The organism is Leptolyngbya sp. AN10, from assembly GCF_050565645.1.
Taxonomy (GTDB): domain Bacteria; phylum Cyanobacteriota; class Cyanobacteriia; order Leptolyngbyales; family Leptolyngbyaceae; genus Leptolyngbya.
This window is the reverse complement of record NZ_JBNXVP010000019.1, coordinates 87,056-106,679: the sequence shown is the minus strand read 5'-3', so window position 1 is coordinate 106,679 and position 19,624 is coordinate 87,056. Positions and strand designations below refer to the sequence as shown.

Sequence of the window (19,624 nt, the reverse complement as noted above, 5' to 3'; positions counted from 1 at the left end):
TAAGTTCCGATCGTGGACTTTGAATGACTGAAATTTCCTGTAGCAATCCAAAAAAAGAACATCCCTAAACCAATAGGGATGTTCTCTGTAAGAATCAAATTTGGGTACCAGAAGTATTCGATCGATTACTGATACTTCGCTGCCTCAGAAGCGCTGCTCGGATAGTTGCTGGATGCTCCAAATGAGCTTTCTTTCGCAAATCCTGCATAAGCTTCCATGCCATGTTCGCCAATATCCAAGCCTTCGATTTCTTCCTCAGCCGTCACACGGATACCCAATGTAGACTTCAGAATAATCCAGAAGACGCTGGAGACGAGTACTGTGAAACCCCCTACAGCGAGCGTTCCGACAAGTTGAATCCAAAGCTGATTGAATCCACCGCCGTAGAACAAACCTGCCAGCGGACCTGCGCTGTAGAGTGCGCCCGGTTGGTCGCTCGGACCGACTGCAAACAGACCCAGTGCTAAGGTTCCCCAGACACCATTCACCAAGTGAACTGAGACAGCACCAACCGGATCATCAATGTTCAGCTTGTCGAAGAAGCCCACTGCAAAGACGACCAAGATACCGCCGATCGCGCCGATGATTGCCGCAGACGGAACGCTAACGAACGCACAAGAAGCCGTAACTGCAACCAAACCAGCCAGCAAACCATTGATAATCATCGACAGGTCAGGCTTACCGAGAACTGCCCAAGCCGTAATCGTCGCTGCGATCGCACCAAATGCACCTGCCGTATTCGTGGTCAACGCAATGTGAGCAATCAGAGAACCATTGCCGATTCCCATCGTCGAACCAGGATTGAATCCGAACCAGCCCAGCCACAGGATCAAACAACCCAAGGTTGCAATACTCATGTTGTGGGGTGGAATCGCGTTTGCAGACTTATCAGAGTTGTACTTGCCAATTCTCGGACCGAGGAAAGCTGCACCCATCAGGGCTGCCCAACCGCCGACTGCGTGAACCACGGTCGAACCTGCAAAGTCGAAGAATCCGAACGTATACAACCAGCCGCCACCCCAGATCCAGTGACCTGTGATCGGATAAGCAACTCCAACGAGGAGCAAGCTGAAAATCAAGAAGTCAATAAACTTGATTCGTTCAGCAACCGCACCCGAAACGATCGTTGCTGCGGTTCCGGCAAAGACAAGCTGAAAGAAGAATTTTGCAGCCAGAGGAACACCTGCCCAGTTCAGTGCCGCAAAGATTCCTTGGTAAGCATCAGCCAGAGCGGGGCTGTTGTCGGCTCCAGTCAGGAAGAATCCACCGCTGGCTCCGATCCAGCCGTTTCCATTACTGAACATCAGCCCAAAGCCGATCGCCCAGTAAGCGATCGTCGCGATCGCGAATACAACTAGGTTTTTCGCGAGAATGTTGACCGCGTTTTTCTGGCGGCACATTCCGGTTTCAAGCATTCCAAAGCCTGCGTTCATGAAGAACACGAGGAAGCCTGCCACCATCACCCACATCGTGTCCAGACCGACTCTGAGATCTGATGCCGTTGTTGCGACGCTTTCGACCGTAGGTGGGGTTTGGGCAACAGCCGCGTAGCTCCAAAGCCCGACGATCGCGACTGTAAGTGGAATTGACATTTGCCAACTTGGAGCAAGCTGACCCACTGTACGGATCAGTGCTTCCCAAGATTTCAGAAGAGCAGGTTTTTTCCTGCGGACTTGCGTTTTATGCTTCAACGATGCTTTCAACACCATGACAGAAGTTTCCTAGATTATTGTGAGACAGATTGAAAACTGCTAACGAACTGTGAGCGTTACACGATCCGTTAAGCAGAAGAACTTTTCTGAAGCTGGGTACGTCATTCCTGAATCCCAAAACCCCTCAAATTCAATGCTCATGCTTTTGGCACAATTGCAGGGTAGTTCCAGCCAATACATTGGAGCCGCAGAAATTTCAACAGCCGAAATGTGAAATGAGCTACCTGCCGAAAGGAATAGAACATTGAGTTGTTGTTAAATTTCGTTGATTAACTAGGTCTATTCTGTATACCAAATTACAAATTTGCGGTTTGTGCAGACAAAACGATCGAGAATCTAAATCAGCATCCTCTGGTATCCAGTATACATCGATATCCGTCTATGAATTTATGAAAACCATAGATAGAAGTCAATTTGCTGTGAGGCGGGATTCGCTATATAGTACTTCTGTATTAAAACTTCGTCTCCTTGAGTTTCTCGCCTTGCTCCTCATGCCGGAGTTAAGGCGATTTTTTTGTTTGCGCTCCGTCACCTGCGCTAAAGTGAAATCATGAGCGAGAAGAAGACCGAAGGCATCAAAATTGTTAGCGATAACCGTCAGGCTCGGTTTCAGTACGAGATTCTGGAGACCTACGAGACGGGGATTGAGCTAGTGGGAACCGAAGTGAAGTCGATCCGTGAAGGTCGAGTGAACTTAAGAGACGGGTTCGCACTGGTTCGCAATCACGAGGTTTTTCTACACAACGTCCATATCTCACCGCACAAGACCGCGAGCCTTGTGTTTAACCATGAGCCAACCCGCACCCGTAAACTATTGCTAAAAAAAGATGAAATCCGGAAACTGGTTGGAAAAGTTGAGCAGCAAGGATTGACGCTGGTTCCGCTGAAGATGTACATGAAACGGGGCTGGGTCAAAGTTGATCTGGCACTGGTTCGCGGTAAGAAACTGTACGACAAGCGCGAAGATTCCAAACGGCGCGATGATCAGCGAGATATGCAACGGGCGATGAAGAATCGATAGATGCGATCGCTACTTTCCTGAACGCAGAAAAATCGGATCGGGAATAATATCGGTACTACCGTTCTGTGCCCTTATGCTACCGTCCCCTGAATCCAAATCTTTGATCGATGAATCCGTCTCGACCTGGTTAGAGCGAGGCGACGAACTGTTTCAACTCCAGCGCTACCGAGAAGCGATCGCGGCTTACGATAAAGCGATCGACTTTCAGTCAACCTATACCGCTTGGTTTAAGCGCGGGATCGCGTGTGAGAATTTGCAGCGGTTTGAAGATGCGATCGAGTGTTATGACAAAGTCATTGAACTTCAGCCCGGTGATTATTTGGCGTGGTTTAAGCGCGGAGCGGTTTTGGAGAGCTTGAATCAGCCGAAAGAAGCGTTGATTTGCTATCAGCGAGTGATTGAACTCCAGCCGGAAAATTATTGGGCGTGGCATGACACTGGGAAAGTATTAGAGACGTTAAAACGTTACGAGGAAGCGGTTGAGGCATTCGATCGAGCCGTTCAATTAAAGCCGAGTTTTCAATTAGCCGTAGAAAGTCGGCGGCGAATTTTGTCGCAGATTCAGCAAGTCGATTCACTTTACAATCTGCCAGTAGACGACTTGGAAGACTGTGCGGAACTTTCAGAAGATGCAGACGAAGCATCAGCTTGGTTAATGCGCGGAATGGCATTTGAAGGTCAAGCGAACTTTGAGGCAGCCCTGGACGCTTACGATCGCGCGGTTGATTTGCAGCCGAACGATCATTTGGCTTGGTTCAAACGGGCGACAGTGCTTCAGAGTTTAGAGCGGTTTGAAGATGCGATCGCGGCTTACGACAAAGCGATCGAGCTTCAGCCAGACAATTATTGGGGTTGGCACGATCGCGCTAAAGCACTCGAAGCGACCGAACAACACGAAGAGGCGTTACTGTCGTACATTCGTGCGATTCAGCTTCGGGCGGACTGGAAAGCGGCGATCGAGGGACGGCAGCGAGTCCTTGCTCGATTAAATTCTGGAGCGCAATCACAGAAACAATCGACTCCCGCAGATAATTACGGGGCTTGGTTTCAGAAAGGTCAAGTGCTGGAGAAACTACAACATCATGCCGGAACTGCGATCGCTGCAAATCAATCGGTCAAATTGAATCCGTCTGATCCTGAAGTGCTGCGCTGGCGTGGGAATGTGTTGTATACGTTGGCGCGATACGAAGAAGCGATCGCGTTCTACGATAAAGCGCTGCAACTCCAGCCAGAGAACGCAAATTTATGGTGCTGTTCTGCAAGTTCGTTGATTAAACTCAGACGATTTCGAGAAGCGATCGCCTGTTTTGATAAAGCGTTGCAACTTCAGCCAAATCATCACGGGGCTTGGTATTGGCGCGGTCGCGTCATGGCAGAACTGAAACGCGATCGAGATGCAATTTATTCTTACGATCAAGCATTGAAATACAATCCGAATTTTCAACCTGCCATTCGCGATCGCGCCAAGCTTCAGAAAGAATCTGTTGAGTAATTCGTAAAAATGTTCCGATTTACGATCGTCTCATTCAGGATGATTTCAGTCCCTCATAGCGGCAAATTTGAGTGGCATTGATGCGGTGTAGAAAATCGCACCGATTGATCCTGAGTACAAAACAACTCGATCGCTATTTAGAGCGATAGAATCGTTAAGGACTATTTCTTCGCCCTCCGAATGCCAAAGCGTGTTAGCAAATCCAAAAGCTCCGATGTTCCAGTCTTAAGCCCCGATTTAGGAGCCGAAATCGAATCGAACGGATCGAAACATTCGGCGAGAAAGATTGTTTCGCTCAATTCCATTCGGATTCGCGGCGCACGTCAGCATAATTTGAAAAATGTGGATCTCGAACTCCCGCGCGATCGCTTAATCGTGTTTACCGGAGTCTCAGGATCAGGAAAGTCTTCTCTTGCATTCGATACGATTTTTGCAGAGGGACAGCGGCGATATGTTGAATCGCTCAGTGCTTATGCGCGTCAATTCTTGGGGCAGGTTGATAAACCGGATGTCGATGCGATCGAAGGCTTGAGTCCAGCCATTTCGATCGATCAAAAATCGACTTCGCACAATCCTCGATCGACGGTTGGAACGGTCACGGAAATCTACGACTATATGCGGTTGCTTTATGGTCGCGCCGGGAATCCACATTGTCCGATTTGCGATCGATCAATTGCGCCTCAAACGATTGATCAAATGGTCGATCGCGTTATGGAATTACCCGATCGAACTCGTTTTCAAATTCTCGCGCCTGTGGTTCGAGGCAAGAAAGGAACGCATCGTAAATTAATTTCAGGACTAGCAGCAGAAGGATTTGTGCGAGTTCGGATTGATGGAGAAGTTCGTGAGTTAAGTGACTCGATCGAGCTTGATAAAAATCAATTGCATACGATTGAAGTAGTCGTCGATCGCTTAGTCAAAAAAGACGATATGCAAGAACGATTGAGCGATTCTTTGACGACTTGTTTAAAGCGATCGGGCGGAATTGCAGTGATTGATCTAATGCAAGAAAGTGCAGAAGATCAACCTTCAGAACTTGTTTTTTCTGAGAACTTTGCTTGTCCTGAACATGGCGCAGTGATGGAAGAACTTTCTCCCCGATTGTTCTCATTCAACTCGCCGTATGGAGCTTGTCCAAACTGTCATGGAATCGGCAGTCATCGCACGTTTTCACCTGAACTGATTATCCCGAATCCGAATCTTCCGGTATATGCGTCGATCGCGCCTTGGTCAGACAAAGATAATACTTATTACTTGTCTTTAATTTGCAGTGTTGCTGAAGCTTTTGGTTTCGATATTCAAACACCTTGGAATCAACTCACTCCAGAACAACAACATGTCATGTTGTACGGTTCCAAAGATCCGATTTGGATTGAAGTTGATTCGCGATATCGAGAAAACAAAGGGTATCACCGTCGATATGAAGGGGCGATTCCACTGCTCGATCGACAATATCAAGAAGCCAGTTCCGACCTGTACAAACAGAAATTAGAACAATATTTGATCGATCAAGCCTGTGATGTTTGTGGCGGAAAACGATTGAAACCAGAATCGCTCGCAGTGCGGTTAGGACAATATCGAATTCATGAATTTACAGGGGTTTCGATTCGAGAATGTTTGGATCGAGTTGAGAATCTGAAATTAAGCGATCGACAAGCCCAAATCGGAGATTTAGTCTTACGAGAAATCAAAGCGAGATTGCAGTTTCTTCTTGATGTGGGATTAGATTATTTGACGCTCGATCGAACGGCGATGACGCTCTCTGGCGGTGAAGCTCAGCGAATTCGCTTAGCCACTCAAATCGGTGCAGGACTGACAGGCGTTCTCTATGTTCTAGATGAACCGAGTATTGGATTGCATCAACGTGATAACACTCGATTGCTCAATACTTTGACTAAACTGCGCGATTTGGGAAATACCTTAATCGTGGTTGAACACGATGAAGAAACGATTCGTGCGGCGGATCATTTAGTCGATATTGGACCCGGTGCGGGTGTTCATGGTGGGCGAATTGTAGCTCAAGGCGATTTAGACACGCTCTTGAACGCAGAAGAATCGCTGACTGGAGCTTATCTTTCGGGTCGTCGATCAATTCAAACTCCCCCAGAACGCCGAGAAGGAAATGGTCGATCGCTGATTATCCGAGATGCCAGACGCAACAATCTTAGAAACATTGATGTCGAATTTCCGCTCGGTAAATTGGTTTGTGTGACGGGCGTTTCCGGTTCTGGCAAATCAACGCTAATCAATGAACTGCTTTATCCAGCAATTCAGCATCACTTTGGGCAGAAGGTTCCACAACCGAAAGAGATGAAACCTGTAAAGGGACTAGATGCGCTCGATAAAGCGATCGTCATCGACCAATCCCCGATCGGTCGAACTCCTCGATCGAATCCTGCGACCTATACAGGTGTTTTTGATTGTATTCGTGAAGTTTTCTGCGAAACGATCGAAGCCAAAGCCAGAGGTTACAAGCCCGGTCAATTCTCGTTCAACGTCAAAGGCGGACGCTGCGAAGCCTGTAGTGGTCAAGGCGTGAATGTAATCGAGATGAATTTCCTTCCCGATGTCTATGTGCAATGCGAGGTATGCAAAGGGGCACGGTACAATCGCGAAACTTTGCAGGTGAAATTCAAAGGGAAATCGATCGCAGACGTTCTAGCCATGACCGTCGAGGAAGGCGCGGAATTCTTCAAGAACATTCCTCAAGCTGCAAATCGTCTCCAAACTTTGGTCGATGTCGGTCTTGGTTACATGCGGCTCGGTCAAACGGCTCCCACTCTTTCCGGTGGAGAAGCACAACGGGTCAAACTTGCCACCGAACTCTCTCGACGTGCGACGGGCAAAACACTCTATCTAATTGATGAACCCACGACCGGATTATCGTTCTACGATGTTCACAAACTCCTCGATGTGATCCAACGGTTAGTCGATAAAGGCAATTCGGTCTTGGTGATCGAACACAATTTAGATGTGATTCGATGTTCAGATTGGATTATTGATCTCGGTCCTGAAGGCGGCGATCGAGGCGGCGAAATTGTCGCAGTTGGAACACCCGAAGAAGTTGCAAAAAATCCTCGGTCTTATACGGGTCAATATCTTCAGCAAGTTCTACAACAATATCCAGCAGGATCATGATCGAAACTTGGACGCACGATCGCATTTTCACAAACGGAATCAATCTGCATTACGTTACTCAAGGCGAAGGTGATTTAATTCTTTTTCTACACGGCTTCCCTGAGTTCTGGTATTCCTGGCGTAAACAAATCCCAGAATTCGCCAAAAATCACAAAGCGGTTGCGATCGATCTTCGCGGCTACAACGATAGCGATAAACCCACTGGCAATGATGCCTATCGAATGTCTGAATTTATTGCTGACGTGAAAGGTGTGATCGAAGGATTAGGCTATCAGCGATGTACGCTCGTGGGACACGATTGGGGAGGTGCGATCGCATGGAATTTTGCCTATACTTATCCCGATATGCTCGATAAGCTAGTGATCTTAAATTTGCCTCATCCAGCAAAGTTCGCTCAAGGATTAACGACACCCCAACAATTGCTGAAAAGCTTCTATATCTTTCTGTTCCAGATTCCTATCCTGCCCGAAATTCTAATTCCCCTAAACGACTACAAAGCACTAGAATCTGCATTTTTGGGAATGGCAGTGAACAAGGATGCCTTTACGAAAGAGGACATTGAAAAGTATAAAGATGCGATCGCAAAACGAGGCGCTTTAACTTCCTCGATTAACTATTATCGCAATGCGTTTCAGTCTGGAATTGTTGGAAAAAATTGGGGCGTTTTAGATGTACCCACTCTAATGATTTGGGGAGAACAAGACACCGCATTAGGTAAAGAATTAACCTATGGGACTGAAGAATACGTCAAGGATTTTCGCATTCGATATATTCCAAACTGTAGCCACTGGGTGCAACAAGAACAGCCCGAATTAGTGAATCAATATATTCGAGAGTTTATCTAAATATTCAAGAGTTTATCTAACAAAAAACCGGATCTAATCTAGATCCGGTTTTTTATTTTATTAATTGACTAAGACTTGTTCACTTTCTTCAACGGGACTTTCCATAATCTCAAACACTTTATCCATCCCAGTTAGTTCTAGAAGCATTCTAATGCGCTCATTGACAGATTGTAAGAGCATTGGCTTTCCTGCTTCACGCGATCGCTTAAATGCAATCACCAATGCCATCAAACCAGGACTACTCATAAACTCAACCTTCGCGAAATCCACGAGAATCGCATCCGAATCTGAATGAACTGCTTCGTTTGCTTGCTCATGGAATTGAGCGATCGCCATGTCATCTAACGTCTCTGGGAACTGAATCGTCCGAGTTAATAATTCCATACCCCACAACCTGACTACTAAACGATGATAGATAGGGAAACCCCAGCTTCAATAGATGCTAGGCAAAAGAGAAATCGCTACAAAGATATTAATTAAGCTTATACAAATGTAGCGGTCGGTGATTGCCTTTACCTCTATCTCAGGATGTAGCTGGAAGTTCGCCAATTCAATACCTGAACTGCGAGTGTAGTCTCTACTTTACAATCATTTAGAAAAAGCGATCGTAGTGTTGAATACGATCTACGTCGGTTCATTCTATTCTCGATAAAACATTTCAAAAATAGCATTGAATTTAACAGTTTCGAGGTAGCTTACATCACTAACCTACAATTAATTAAAAAATTGATTTCATATCTATCGATGGAAAGAGAAATAGCTTGCTTCTACAGGTAGACAGCAAATAAAAGAATGAACAGTAATATAACGATTATGAAGCGTTTGGAATTAATAGATATGCAAACTCCTCCTAGCACCACCGATTTACCGATTTCTACTGCGTACAATGGCAAAGATCGTAACGCATTCTTGTTTGGCTGGACTCCCCAAGCTGAACTTTGGAATGGACGTTTCGCAATGATTGGTTTTCTCGCATACCTCCTTTGGGATTTGGCAGGTTACAGCGTTGTGCGTGATTTGTTGCACTTGGTTGGCTAATTAGAATCTAATAATTAATCCGGGTGTGAGAGCTAAGTCTTTCACACCCGTTTTTGCGACTTAAAAAGCTGCACCTCAGAAATGCAGCTTGATTAGAACTTATTCAACTTGTCCGATCGCTTTATTCACATCGGTTGGCTTTGCAAATTCTTCCTCTGGTAGGTCTTGAAGCAGTGATTTCAACGTTTCATCTGCCCCATTCTTTTCTGCGTGTTTGATCAAATCTTCTTTGTTAACCGGGTAGTCAATACCCTTCAAACATTTTTGAACATCGATCGGATTTACCTTTGCCATAACGCTTCTCCAAAGCGAGATTACGTCAAAAGCATAAATTCAACTCAGTGTTAAAACCTCGATCCACAGTGCCGTTTTAGTCTCTATCTTCTTGCAGACGGCAAAACAAAAACCCTGCCAATTTGACAGGGTTGAAATGAGGCTTACCAAACTGAAGCAAACATTGATAGTTCGCTTAGCGAATTTGAAGCACAAATCGATTAATTGTTCCCAAAACTCACTCGAAATAAGTGAGGTTTTTAGCCAATTTTAGAACGTGAAAGTTGTTCTAATCGTACCAATTACCGCATCATCGTTCGCTTCGTTCTGACCCGGATTCACAACCCAGATCACGCCCGGAGTAACCGAGATATTGTCGGTCAATTGATATTTGTAGAATCCTTCAAAGTGGAACGGAACATCATTCCGCAAGCCAGCACCAGGATTACCCATGTACGGTTCAGCACCTGCGAAGAATCCGAGCAAGTTACCTTTCCTACCGAAGTCAGGGAACGCCAAGCCAACACCATAAGTCCAGATGTCCTTCGAGCCTTCGCCATCATCCACGAAGTTGGCGCTGATGTACGAACCGTATGCGTTCAAGACAATGTTCGGGCTGAGTTTGAACGCAACCGAAGCACCGTAAGCGCTGACTTGGGAAGCACCTGATCCACCGATGTTACGGTTTGCCAGGAAGGTTCCAGAAGAAGCTAACGCCGAACCACCGTCAAAGATTGCGCCACGACGGTAAGCGTTGACGTAGGTTAAACCGATTTGCAGCGCATCGCTGGCATTGAAGGTCAACTGAGCCAAGGCACTGTAGCTGCCGTTGAACAAGCCGCCGCCAGCACCAGGGTTGTTTGCTCCAAAGGTGAGTTGGCTTCCGTCTGAGTTGTCAGCCAGATAACCTGCACTGAGTTGGAAAGCGCTGTTCAGACCGAAAGTCGCACCAATTCCAGTACCACCACCGATCAAGTAGATCGGGTTACGTTGAGCGAAGACAGAGAGCGGACCTGTACCACCGTCAGCCGCATCTAAAGCAGGACTGATCGTCGGCGCGTAGTCATAGTGCAAACCGCTGACTGCTGGGATGTAGAATCTCAAGTTTTCGCCAACCGGGAAGTAGTAAGCAACCCAGTCGATAAAGGCGCGGTTTCCACCTGTGTTACCAAAGTTGAAGGTTTGAATTCCTTCAGCACCGCTGCCCGGAGGAAGTGTGAAGAGGTCAGCATTGCCCGCAGCAATCCGGGTGACTAACAAGTCTCTTCCGGTGAAGCTGGTGTTCAACGCTAAACGAATGCGGTTCTGGAAGACAGTGTTGTTTCCGCCAGTTCCACGGACACCAAACTCATCGGTAACTGCGAAGATCGCTTCACCCGCGAGTTTCGTTGTGGTGGAGAATTGCTGTCTCTCTAAGGTTGTGGTGCGAGCTTCCAACGCATCCACTCGTCCTCGAATCGTTGCCAACTCTGCTGCGAATTGCTCTTGCAGCTTTTGGAGGGTTGCGAGGTCTTCTTTTTTAACCAGGTCTGCGGTCGAAGCTGCGATCAGTTCGTTGACGCGATCGAGACAAGCGTTGAGACCTGCTGCGAACTCAAAACGAGTGAGAGCGCGATTACCGCGATAAGTACGATCGGGATAACCTGCGATACAGCCATAGCGCTCAACGAGGGATTGGAGTGCTTGGAATGCCCAGTCAGTGGGGCGAACATCGGAAAGCTGAGACACCGAAGTGACTTGACCTGCGCTAGTTGCACCTTGTCCTTCACGGCTATAGCGGTTGATTTGAGTTAAGGAATCAACGCTGGGGGTTGCCGGAGTTTCGGTTGCGGCTTGGGCAACTTTTACAGGCTCGTTTACGACTACAGACTTAGCAGGGCTGAATTCTGCTGCGACCTGGGGTTGGGGCTTGACTGCCTCAGCGGTCTTCTCGGTGTTGAGCGATTTGACATCAGCCAGAGCTTTGACTTCAGCGAGAGGTGCAACGACCTTCGACTGAGTTCCAACTTCGAGAGCGGGCAATCCAGCGACTTCTGCCTTCGGAGCCGCGATTGCGGAGGAAGACATCATCAAAGCTGCGCCCAAGACAGCAGGACTTGTGAACAGAGAGTTCAATAAAATCTTACGCATTGTGTTTAGTTTTCCTCACACCTACAGATAGAACGACTAGCGGAGCCTTCTATATCAAAATTACGAAGTTGGCAAGATTACTGCACAACTTCACCACTGCAAATTAGTTTACCTGCTAGAGCCGAATAGTGACACGCTTGATGTGTGACAATTCTCCAACTGTCAGGATTTTATTACAGGAATTTGCGGCGGTTCAGTTGGTAGAGTGCCCATTTTTTTATAGAGTGCCGCACTAAAAACTTTGACTCCTCTATCTAAAGACGTACATCTTTGGAGCGATCGCGTAAGATTTTCCTTTAAAAAGCTATCCGCTCTTGTTCGGGAGAAAGCTGGACGCATCCAACATTCAAGAACAAGAGCGGTGTAGTGGGTCTTCAGTTTAGAAACCAGACTGCCGGAAGGAAACTCCGAGTTAGTCCAGTAATTGAAGAATTGTACGGACAATACTTACAAAAGGTCTGAAATAACTGTTAGAGAACAGCCCCGGCGCACAGCCGACTAACTCTAACCTGACGACCCAAGCGTTTACTACTATCTGGCATGGGCATCACCTCCTATGTCCTAAGTGGATAAATTTCAAAGGGTTTACAGACTCGGAACTCATCGAATTCCTTCATCTGTAATTCAATGTAGCATACCCATTCTCGAATGTGTCAAGCATTAAAAAAAGCTCCTACCTCTTGGGTGGGAGCCAATGGAATCAGAAAGACTTTGCTCCTTAGAGAGCGTTACCGCGAGGCAATACTTCTTCAGGGAATACAAAGTGTTCATGCGGCTGATCCTGAGATGCCATCCACGCCCGGATGCCCTCGTTCAGCAAAATGTTCTTCGTGTAGAACGTTTCAAATTCCGGGTCTTCGGCTGCGCGTAACTCTTGCGATACGAAATCGTATGCGCGTAAGTTCAGCGCAATCCCGATGATGCCGACCGATGCCATCCATAGTCCCGTCACCGGAACGAACAGCATGAAGAAGTGCAGCCACCGTTTGTTGCTGAACGCAATTCCAAAGATCTGCGACCAGAAGCGGTTCGCCGTCACCATCGAATAGGTTTCTTCGGCTTGGGTTGGGTTGAACGCCCGGAAGGTGCTCGACCCGTCGCCGTCTTCAAACAAGGTGTTCTCCACAGTCGCGCCGTGAATCGCACAGAGCAGTGCGCCACCCAAGATGCCCGCCACGCCCATCATGTGGAATGGGTTGAGGGTGAAGTTGTGGAAGCCTTGAATGAACAAGATGAATCGGAAGATGGCAGCCACACCAAACGAAGGTGCGAAGAACCAGCTCGATTGTCCCAAGGGGTACATCAAGAACACCGAGACGAATACGGCAATCGGTCCGGTGAACGCGATCGCGTTATAAGGACGAATGCCCACGAGTCGTGCGATCTCAAGCTGACGCAGACAGAAGCCGATCAAACCGAACGCGCCGTGGAGGGCAACGAACGTCCAGAGTCCGCCGAGTTGACACCAGCGGGTGAAGTCGCCTTGCGCTTCCGGTCCCCAGAGCAAGAGCAAGGAGTGTCCCAAGCTGTCGGCGGGTGTGGAAACGGCAACGGTAAGGAAGTTACAGCCTTCGAGGTACGAGGATGCGAGTCCGTGGGTGTACCAGGAAGAAACGAAGGTGGTTCCGGTCATCCAGCCGCCGAGTGCCATGAACGCACAGGGGAAGAGCAGGATGCCAGACCAGCCGACGAAGACGAATCTATCGCGTTTGAGCCAGTCGTCGAGGGCATCGAATACGCCTCTCTGCGCTGGTGCGCGACCTACTGCGATGGTCATTTGAATAATCTCCAAATAAATACGGGTGCGAGAAGTAAACTCTGAATTATGAATAGAGTTTACTTTTCGTTACCTATGCTCCTGATTATATGAAGACTTCTCTGAAAATTTCCAGTCTTTTTCTTAACAAATCTTAGAATTATGGAAATTCTTTCAAAATGATCCCCATCCGACACAATGGGAAGCAAGCCGTTTCTGCGGATATTTGCGATACTGAGAACTGGCAGTTTGTACGATCGACATTATGTATATTCTCGAATTAACCCTGAAAGGAAACCCGCTCGGTCTCTCATTTCTACGGAAATCGGCGGAAGCAGCGGAAGCGACGTTTCAAGAAATCACCACCGCGATGAAGGGCGGCGGGGGATTGCTGGAATTTACCTGCGATCGCCAAACCGATAAGAAGATCGCAGTGTTTGCGGATAATATTGCGGCTGTTCAGATGTATGAGAAATCGAGTGCGGCAGCTTCGGGCAGACCCGCAGGATTCTCATTTGCAACGGCGGAATAGAACAGTATGACCATAGACGCGCCCATGCAGGAAGGACTCTCTGCGATTCAAGCGATCGACTTAAGTTTTGGCTGGTCGGAAGACAAGGCGATTTTGCAGTCTTGTGGGCTGGAAGTGCCGAAAGGGGAGTTTTGGATGCTGCTGGGCGCGAATGGTAGCGGGAAATCTACGCTGCTGAGATTGTTGGCAGGATTGCTGAAACCGACTGGGGGAGAGATTTATATCATGCCTCCGGTTGGTTTTGTGTTTCAGAATCCAGATCATCAGTTGGTGATGCCGACAGTGGGGGCGGATGTGGCGTTTGGGCTGGTGCAGGAAGGATTGACGACGGCGCAGATTCGAGAGCGGGTGGAAGAGTCGCTGACGGCTGTGAGTTTGGGGGCGTTTCAGCGTCGTCCGATTTATGCGCTGAGTGGGGGGCAGAAACAGCGAGTTGCGATCGCGGGTGCGATCGCTCGTCATTGCGATGTCCTTTTATTAGATGAGCCGACCGCGTTGCTTGATCCGGATAGCCAGTTGGAGTTGGTAGCGCAGGTGCAGACGCTCGTGAAGAAGCGGGGCATTACGGCGCTTTGGGTGACGCATCGGCTGGAAGAATTGGAATATTGCGACGGGGCGTTCTTGTTGGAAGCAGGGAAGGTTGTTGATAAGGGCGATCCTGAACGGCTGAAGCAAAGATTGATGCAGACCGAAGACGTTGAAGATTAGAAGGTTTTGCGAAGCGATCGGGCAATTCAGTAAGACGAATACAGCTTTTCATTTATTGAATACAGCAATTTGTGAAGCGAATACAGGTTCTGCTTCACGAAACACAGCAATCGGTGAAGTGAACACAGGATCTGCTTCATAGAACACAGCGTTTTGTTTCCGGTTCACAGTGTTTTGTGAAGTGAACGCAGGATCTACTTTATAGAAAGCAGTGTTTTATGAAGTGAACACAGGATCTGCTTCATACAACAGTGGGAAAGGATTAGAGCGATCGCTGATCGGAGAGGCGATGTACGATCGTGCTTTAAGAATTAGAAGGATTGTCGATAAGGGCGATCCGGAACGGATGAAGTATAGATTAATTCAGGCTAAAGACGTTGAAGATTCGGTGAAAGTAACCGTTAGCAAGGTGCTTGTCACATATTACCCGATGGGTAATATGTGACTGAAAAGCCTCTCGTTTCTGCGGACGGATAGTGTTATGTCGGTCATTCCACCCATCTTTAGCGTTTGTACACTCGGTAACTCTTATTTCTGGGCGGCATGGGATAGCCCAAAAGCTGCTAGTGATTTTCTTCAAAAAGCTGAAAAAGTACTTTCGCTAGATTGTCTCTTCTATTCAGAAGCTCCGTCTAAAGATGTCGCAATTCAAAACGCTCGTAAACTTCTGGGTCGTTTTGCTAAACAGGCGAGCGATAAGTATGCGAAAGAAGTTGCTGTGTCACTTTATGGAAATCTTTTTGATGATCTCGTTGAAAGCGGCACAACGCAAACAGAATCTTCTAAAGACCTTGATCCTTCTCATCTATTGCAGTCATTGACGGGTTTGAACACAGTGAAATCGACTGTTCAAGAATTAGTCAACATTGCAAAAGTTTCGAGAATGCAAACGCAGGCAGGTTTAAAGGCTCCCTCGATTACTAGGCATTTGGTATTCACTGGCAATCCTGGAACGGGCAAAACGACAGTCGCTCGGATTCTTGGCGAAATTTATAAGGATCTCGGCGTTCTCTCAGAAGGGCATTTTGTCGAAGTCGATCGAACAGATTTAGTCGCGGAATATTTGGGACAAACTGCACCTAAAACAGCGAAAGTGATTGAATCTGCTTTAGGTGGTGTTCTTTTTATTGATGAGGCTTATTCTCTTGTTCCAGCAGAACGAAGCGATATGTTTGGACAAGAAGCAGTCAACACGCTTTTGAAAATGATGGAAGATCATCGAGAAGATTTGGTGGTCATTGTTGCAGGATACAAAGGAGAGATGGCTCGTTTCATTGACTCGAACCCAGGACTGAAATCGAGATTTGCGCGATCGATTCACTTTGAAGATTATTCACCTGCTGAGTTGGTTGAGATTTTCAAAACTAGATGTGAGCAACACGGTTATCTAGTCTCAGATGAAACGCTCAAGAAAGTGAATCAACTGGTTAAAAAGTTTGAGGGACAGATCGGGGAATTGGGAAATGGCAGATTTGTCAGAAATATCTTCGATCGTTGTATTGCGAACCAATGCAATCGTTTAGCGGCAACAGGAACTCCATCTAAAGAAGACTTGAAAACCTTTTTACCTGGTGATGTTCCTTCTCAATCACAGTTAGCAGAGTGTCTTCTTTAGATATTGCTGATTTCAAAATGAGAACGCACTTGAAAGAAAAGGCAAATCGGCATCCGCGCTATAGCAAAGAGAAATGTGCTTGACGGGATGAGGAGATTTATCGAAGGCAGGGTTGATCGATTAGTCATGTGTTGTGTTTCTTTGATGCGATCGCATTTCGTATCACCTAAAATCTGATTATTGAACCACTGGTATTTTTATGGCATTAGCTCCGATTCTGGCAAAGTCATACATTGAGCAACGAGGAGCAGGATATTGGATTGAAGGAACTCGGATCTCGCTCGATTCTGTTGTTTACTCGTTTCTCAATGGGGATTCCCCGGAAAGCATTGGTCAAAATTTTCCGTTGTTGTCGCTTGAACAAGTGTATGGCGCGATCGCTTTCTATTTAGCAAATCGATCGCTAATTGATGCGTATCTGAGAGAAGGTGAAGCGGAATTTGAGCAGTTACAGAAGGCTTGTCGAGAAAAGAATCCTTTGCTGTATCAAAAGTTGAAAGCGGCTCAAGCTCAAAAATAATGGCAGAGATTCGATTTCAAGCGGATGCCGATCTTAGACAAGCGATCGTGACTGGTGTAACTCGTAGACAGCCGAATCTAGATTTTCAGTCAGCGAATGAAGCAGAACTTGAAGGGCTGAAAGACCCAGAAGTTTTAGCACTTGCGGCGCGACAGGGTAGAGTGCTGGTGACACACGATCGTAAAACGATGCCGACTGAGTTTGGTCAATTTATCGTTTCGCAAACGAGTTCTGGCGTTCTCATTCTTTCTCAGAATCTTCCGATTGGTGAAGCGATCGACGCAATCATCCTGATTTGGGAAGCGTCTGTATCAGAGGAGTGGGTAAACCAGATTATGACTTTTCCATTTTGAGAAGACAGTTAGAAAGTCTTAAAGATGACAACCAATTCAGAAAAAGCAATGCAGGCTTATCAGAAGATTAACGAGAAATATAAAAATGCTTTGCGTGAGCTTTCGAGATGCTGCAATCAAGATGACACAGAATGAATGGGGCAGAGTGTTGGGAGCGTTTAGAGTTTTGCTGTTGCGAAGCGCTTCGGGAGCATTCAGAGCGACGGTTTCGATTTCTTTGGTGTGACGGGTTTATCCCTGTTGAGTATCAGCTTGATTATTCTGCTCCCAAGATTGCTGGCAAGGTTTGGATTTGTAACGGTCAACAACAAACCGATTGGGCGTTTACGCTACTTCTGCCCCAATTATTTCGACCAGTAGAAGCGATCGATTGGGCAGTACTACTTCCATCAAATGAATTAGTAGAATGGTTATCGCTCAATGAGAACGATCGCTGTATTGAGATTGATATGTCTAGCGCAAATTAAATCAGGGAATTATGAAAAAACTGTAGCGACCAACAAATAGAGCGTGATTAATCTTGATACCAATACCGCGATCGCGTTTGTCGCTGAAGGGTCTACTGTTCGCCATCAACTTAAAGCATTTGTTCAGAATCAGCAATTGATAATGGCGCAAACCGCTTTCGATGAATTCGCGAATATCGTTCAGTTTTCCGGCGGTGTCTTGGAACAGGAAAGAGCGAGTCGATTTCTCGATCGAGTGACGGTTGTGGCTGATAATTTGTCGATCGCGGCTCAAACATTACAACCGACGCGAAGTTTAGACCCGAACGATATCATTATTCTAGGCACAGGCGATCAAATGGGGATTGTGACGATGACTGCTGATGCAAAAGCCGTTCGAGCCGCTAGTGCCCAAGGTGTAGATTTCAATGTTTATCTTCATTCTTCTTATCCATTGACAGGTCGTTAAATCATGCAAAAAACTATTCCGACCCACCTTGTAAGTACTTATCAATTACTTCAATGCGCTTTTCCACAAGGAATTGAAGAGCAAGAGTATCTTCCTTTGTTGTCAATTCTTTATAAGCAAATGTCCGATCGAGGTTTGGCTCAAGTGATCGCTGAATTGACGGGAAGAGAATATCCTATTGTTTTGAATGACGTGTATCGAGTTGGAATGGCAGAAGGCTCATTTGCAGTCGAAGAAGTGAAACAGAAGTTGATTCGCTGTGGATATGAGAATTGGCTTCTTGAGAATGAGTAAAAAGCTAGAGGTCAAATTGTCGATCGGATCTCGGATCGAAGGTGTGTTTTTTGCGGGAATTGTACGATCGACATAAGATTTGCAAGTTGCTGAGGTCGCCGCTGCCACCGTTTCGCAGATGAGTACTGGCGGTTTCGTTTTGCGCTCTCCATTCCTGATATTCACCGTCAACGTTGCGACATTGACCCTCAACATCGTGACATTGACCCTGAATATTGCAATCTTCCTCGTGAATTCCGCAACATTGACCCTCAACATCGTGACATTGACCCTCAACATCGTGACATTGACCCTGAATATTGCGATTTTTCTGGTGAAGATACCGACTCCTCTCATCTTGCTGCGGAAAACCATGAGATGCGATCGCAAATCTTCTCGAAAAAATTACAATTTCTTGCGCCATATACTCAAAGAATTTCTGAGTTGCGAAAGCCAAACTAGCACTAGAAACTTAAATTTAGGGAGCATCCTAAAATGGCACGCGCACAACGCACTTCTCGCGTTCTCGATAAAGGTCAAATCCAGCTTTTGAAGTTCCGATCGGTTGACCCACGCATGGATTTTGGCAACGATCGGAACCTTGAAGTGCTGTCTCAGCAAATTACAGAATTGAACGCTAGTTTAATTGACTACAACAACACGATCGCAGAACTCAATGCGGCAAAATTGAGAATTGATGAAATGGAAAAGACGATGGGCAACCTGCTCGATCAGTTGATGAATGGGGTTTGTGGAAAATACGGCAACGATAGCCGTGAGTATGAAATGGCAGGCGGAATTCGTAAGAGCGATCGGGTTCGGAAAAGCTCTCAAGGTCGGGCAAAAAGCAATCTGGCAAAGCTGACGAATGTGGTGGATAGCTAGGCAGCCAAAGTGGAGAGATAGCAAGAGATCAATCTTTCTATCTCTCTATCCCAATGCAAGATTAGGAGACTTATCGAAAACAAATTACCCGCTGTCTTCGGCTTCGCTCAGTCAGCTAAAGATTGCGCCCTGAGCGAAGCCGAAGGGCAGTCTCTCAAACGGTAAGCTCTTTCAGTAGAAATCTCCTTAGCAAATCGCTTCCTCTAAAATTTGCTTGTTCCACAGATTTGTTCAGCCTGCTTACCCGTTAAGCAATTGTTAAACCTCAAACCCTGGATGACCGAACACGATCGCTCAAGTTTCCATGAGATAGAAGCTTGAGCGATTCGGGTTTTGATCCTGTCAAAAATTCTTTTGATCAAGGCACAAATTGCACATTGCCTTCGTCCGTAGCAAATTAGGCGGTGAACAAAATTAA

At 46.7% G+C, this 19,624-nt stretch carries 22 protein-coding genes; 16 read left to right on the top strand and 6 right to left on the bottom strand.

The annotated features are described in order from the left end of the window. Positions 1–125 precede the first annotated feature (125 nt). A complete protein-coding gene (locus ACQ4M5_RS24895; RefSeq protein WP_430678397.1) occupies positions 126–1,709 on the bottom strand; it encodes an ammonium transporter in 1,584 nt (527 codons plus the stop codon). Between the two features lie 52 nt (positions 1,710–1,761). On the opposite strand from ACQ4M5_RS24895, the gene ACQ4M5_RS24890 reads away from it, so the two are divergent. From ACQ4M5_RS24890 to ACQ4M5_RS24870, 5 genes are all read left to right on the top strand, one after another. Beyond that, positions 1,762–1,926 carry a hypothetical protein gene (locus ACQ4M5_RS24890; RefSeq protein WP_430678396.1) on the top strand — a complete coding sequence of 55 codons (165 nt, stop codon included), beginning with the start codon at positions 1,762–1,764 and terminating at the stop codon, positions 1,924–1,926. 336 nt (positions 1,927–2,262) lie between these two features. Continuing rightward, entirely contained in the window at positions 2,263–2,733 is a 471-nt protein-coding gene (smpB, locus tag ACQ4M5_RS24885; protein WP_430678395.1) for an SsrA-binding protein SmpB, read from the top strand. A gap of 73 nt (positions 2,734–2,806) precedes the next feature. Further along, on the top strand, positions 2,807–4,225 hold the full coding sequence (locus ACQ4M5_RS24880) for a tetratricopeptide repeat protein (protein WP_430678393.1): 1,419 nt from the start codon (positions 2,807–2,809) through the stop codon (positions 4,223–4,225). A gap of 180 nt (positions 4,226–4,405) precedes the next feature. Continuing rightward, positions 4,406–7,363, top strand: a complete 2,958-nt coding sequence (gene uvrA / locus ACQ4M5_RS24875) for an excinuclease ABC subunit UvrA (RefSeq protein WP_430678392.1) — start codon at positions 4,406–4,408, stop codon at positions 7,361–7,363. After that, positions 7,360–8,208: an alpha/beta fold hydrolase gene (locus ACQ4M5_RS24870; RefSeq protein WP_430678391.1), complete on the top strand. Its 849-nt coding sequence runs from the start codon at positions 7,360–7,362 to the stop codon at positions 8,206–8,208. The genes uvrA and ACQ4M5_RS24870 overlap by 4 nt, the downstream gene beginning before the upstream one ends. Positions 8,209–8,268: 60 nt before the next feature. Here ACQ4M5_RS24870 and ACQ4M5_RS24865 read toward each other — a convergent pair whose 3' ends face one another. Next, positions 8,269–8,592, bottom strand: a complete 324-nt coding sequence (locus tag ACQ4M5_RS24865; RefSeq protein ID WP_430678390.1) for an STAS domain-containing protein — start codon at positions 8,590–8,592, stop codon at positions 8,269–8,271. A 453-nt stretch (positions 8,593–9,045) separates the two neighbouring features. Between ACQ4M5_RS24865 and ACQ4M5_RS24860 the strand changes: the two genes are divergently transcribed. Further along, positions 9,046–9,246: a chlorophyll a/b-binding protein gene (locus ACQ4M5_RS24860; RefSeq protein ID WP_058998328.1), complete on the top strand. Its 201-nt coding sequence runs from the start codon at positions 9,046–9,048 to the stop codon at positions 9,244–9,246. 99 nt (positions 9,247–9,345) lie between these two features. On the opposite strand, the gene ACQ4M5_RS24855 is transcribed toward ACQ4M5_RS24860, so the two are convergent. The 3 genes from ACQ4M5_RS24855 to psbD all read right to left on the bottom strand — a co-directional run bounded on the left by ACQ4M5_RS24855 (position 9,346) and on the right by psbD (position 13,426). Beyond that, complete coding sequence (locus ACQ4M5_RS24855) at positions 9,346–9,540, bottom strand: DUF2795 domain-containing protein (RefSeq protein WP_430678389.1); 195 nt, start codon at positions 9,538–9,540, stop codon at positions 9,346–9,348. Positions 9,541–9,789: 249 nt separating this feature from the next. Further along, entirely contained in the window at positions 9,790–11,649 is a 1,860-nt protein-coding gene (locus ACQ4M5_RS24850) for an iron uptake porin (RefSeq protein WP_430678388.1), read from the bottom strand. A gap of 718 nt (positions 11,650–12,367) precedes the next feature. After that, positions 12,368–13,426 carry a photosystem II D2 protein (photosystem q(a) protein) gene (gene psbD, locus ACQ4M5_RS24845; protein ID WP_430676012.1) on the bottom strand — a complete coding sequence of 353 codons (1,059 nt, stop codon included), beginning with the start codon at positions 13,424–13,426 and terminating at the stop codon, positions 12,368–12,370. A gap of 244 nt (positions 13,427–13,670) precedes the next feature. Here psbD and ACQ4M5_RS24840 point away from each other — a divergent pair, with 244 nt between their 5' ends. From ACQ4M5_RS24840 to ACQ4M5_RS24800, 9 genes are all read left to right on the top strand, one after another. Continuing rightward, complete coding sequence (locus ACQ4M5_RS24840; RefSeq protein ID WP_430678387.1) at positions 13,671–13,937, top strand: hypothetical protein; 267 nt, start codon at positions 13,671–13,673, stop codon at positions 13,935–13,937. A gap of 6 nt (positions 13,938–13,943) precedes the next feature. Further along, complete coding sequence (locus ACQ4M5_RS24835) at positions 13,944–14,645, top strand: energy-coupling factor ABC transporter ATP-binding protein (protein WP_430678386.1); 702 nt, start codon at positions 13,944–13,946, stop codon at positions 14,643–14,645. Positions 14,646–14,868: 223 nt separating this feature from the next. Next, positions 14,869–15,090, top strand: a complete 222-nt coding sequence (locus ACQ4M5_RS24830) for a hypothetical protein (RefSeq protein ID WP_430678385.1) — start codon at positions 14,869–14,871, stop codon at positions 15,088–15,090. A 36-nt stretch (positions 15,091–15,126) separates the two neighbouring features. Beyond that, on the top strand, positions 15,127–16,260 hold the full coding sequence (locus ACQ4M5_RS24825) for an AAA family ATPase (RefSeq protein ID WP_430678384.1): 1,134 nt from the start codon (positions 15,127–15,129) through the stop codon (positions 16,258–16,260). A 199-nt stretch (positions 16,261–16,459) separates the two neighbouring features. After that, positions 16,460–16,780, top strand: a complete 321-nt coding sequence (locus tag ACQ4M5_RS24820) for a DUF433 domain-containing protein (RefSeq protein ID WP_430678383.1) — start codon at positions 16,460–16,462, stop codon at positions 16,778–16,780. Then, on the top strand, positions 16,780–17,133 hold the full coding sequence (locus tag ACQ4M5_RS24815; RefSeq protein WP_430678382.1) for a DUF5615 family PIN-like protein: 354 nt from the start codon (positions 16,780–16,782) through the stop codon (positions 17,131–17,133). Before ACQ4M5_RS24820 ends, ACQ4M5_RS24815 begins: the two co-directional genes overlap by 1 nt. Before the next feature lie 131 nt (positions 17,134–17,264). Next, a complete protein-coding gene (locus tag ACQ4M5_RS24810) occupies positions 17,265–17,600 on the top strand; it encodes a hypothetical protein (protein ID WP_430678381.1) in 336 nt (111 codons plus the stop codon). Between the two features lie 43 nt (positions 17,601–17,643). Then, a complete protein-coding gene (locus ACQ4M5_RS24805) occupies positions 17,644–18,048 on the top strand; it encodes a DUF1308 domain-containing protein (protein WP_430678380.1) in 405 nt (134 codons plus the stop codon). Between the two features lie 3 nt (positions 18,049–18,051). Continuing rightward, entirely contained in the window at positions 18,052–18,342 is a 291-nt protein-coding gene (locus ACQ4M5_RS24800) for a hypothetical protein (RefSeq protein WP_430678379.1), read from the top strand. A gap of 4 nt (positions 18,343–18,346) precedes the next feature. Here ACQ4M5_RS24800 and ACQ4M5_RS24795 read toward each other — a convergent pair whose 3' ends face one another. Further along, entirely contained in the window at positions 18,347–18,778 is a 432-nt protein-coding gene (locus ACQ4M5_RS24795) for a hypothetical protein (protein WP_430678378.1), read from the bottom strand. A gap of 38 nt (positions 18,779–18,816) precedes the next feature. Here ACQ4M5_RS24795 and ACQ4M5_RS24790 point away from each other — a divergent pair, with 38 nt between their 5' ends. Next, a complete protein-coding gene (locus tag ACQ4M5_RS24790) occupies positions 18,817–19,206 on the top strand; it encodes a hypothetical protein (RefSeq protein WP_430678377.1) in 390 nt (129 codons plus the stop codon). The last annotated feature ends 418 nt before the right edge of the window (positions 19,207–19,624 follow it).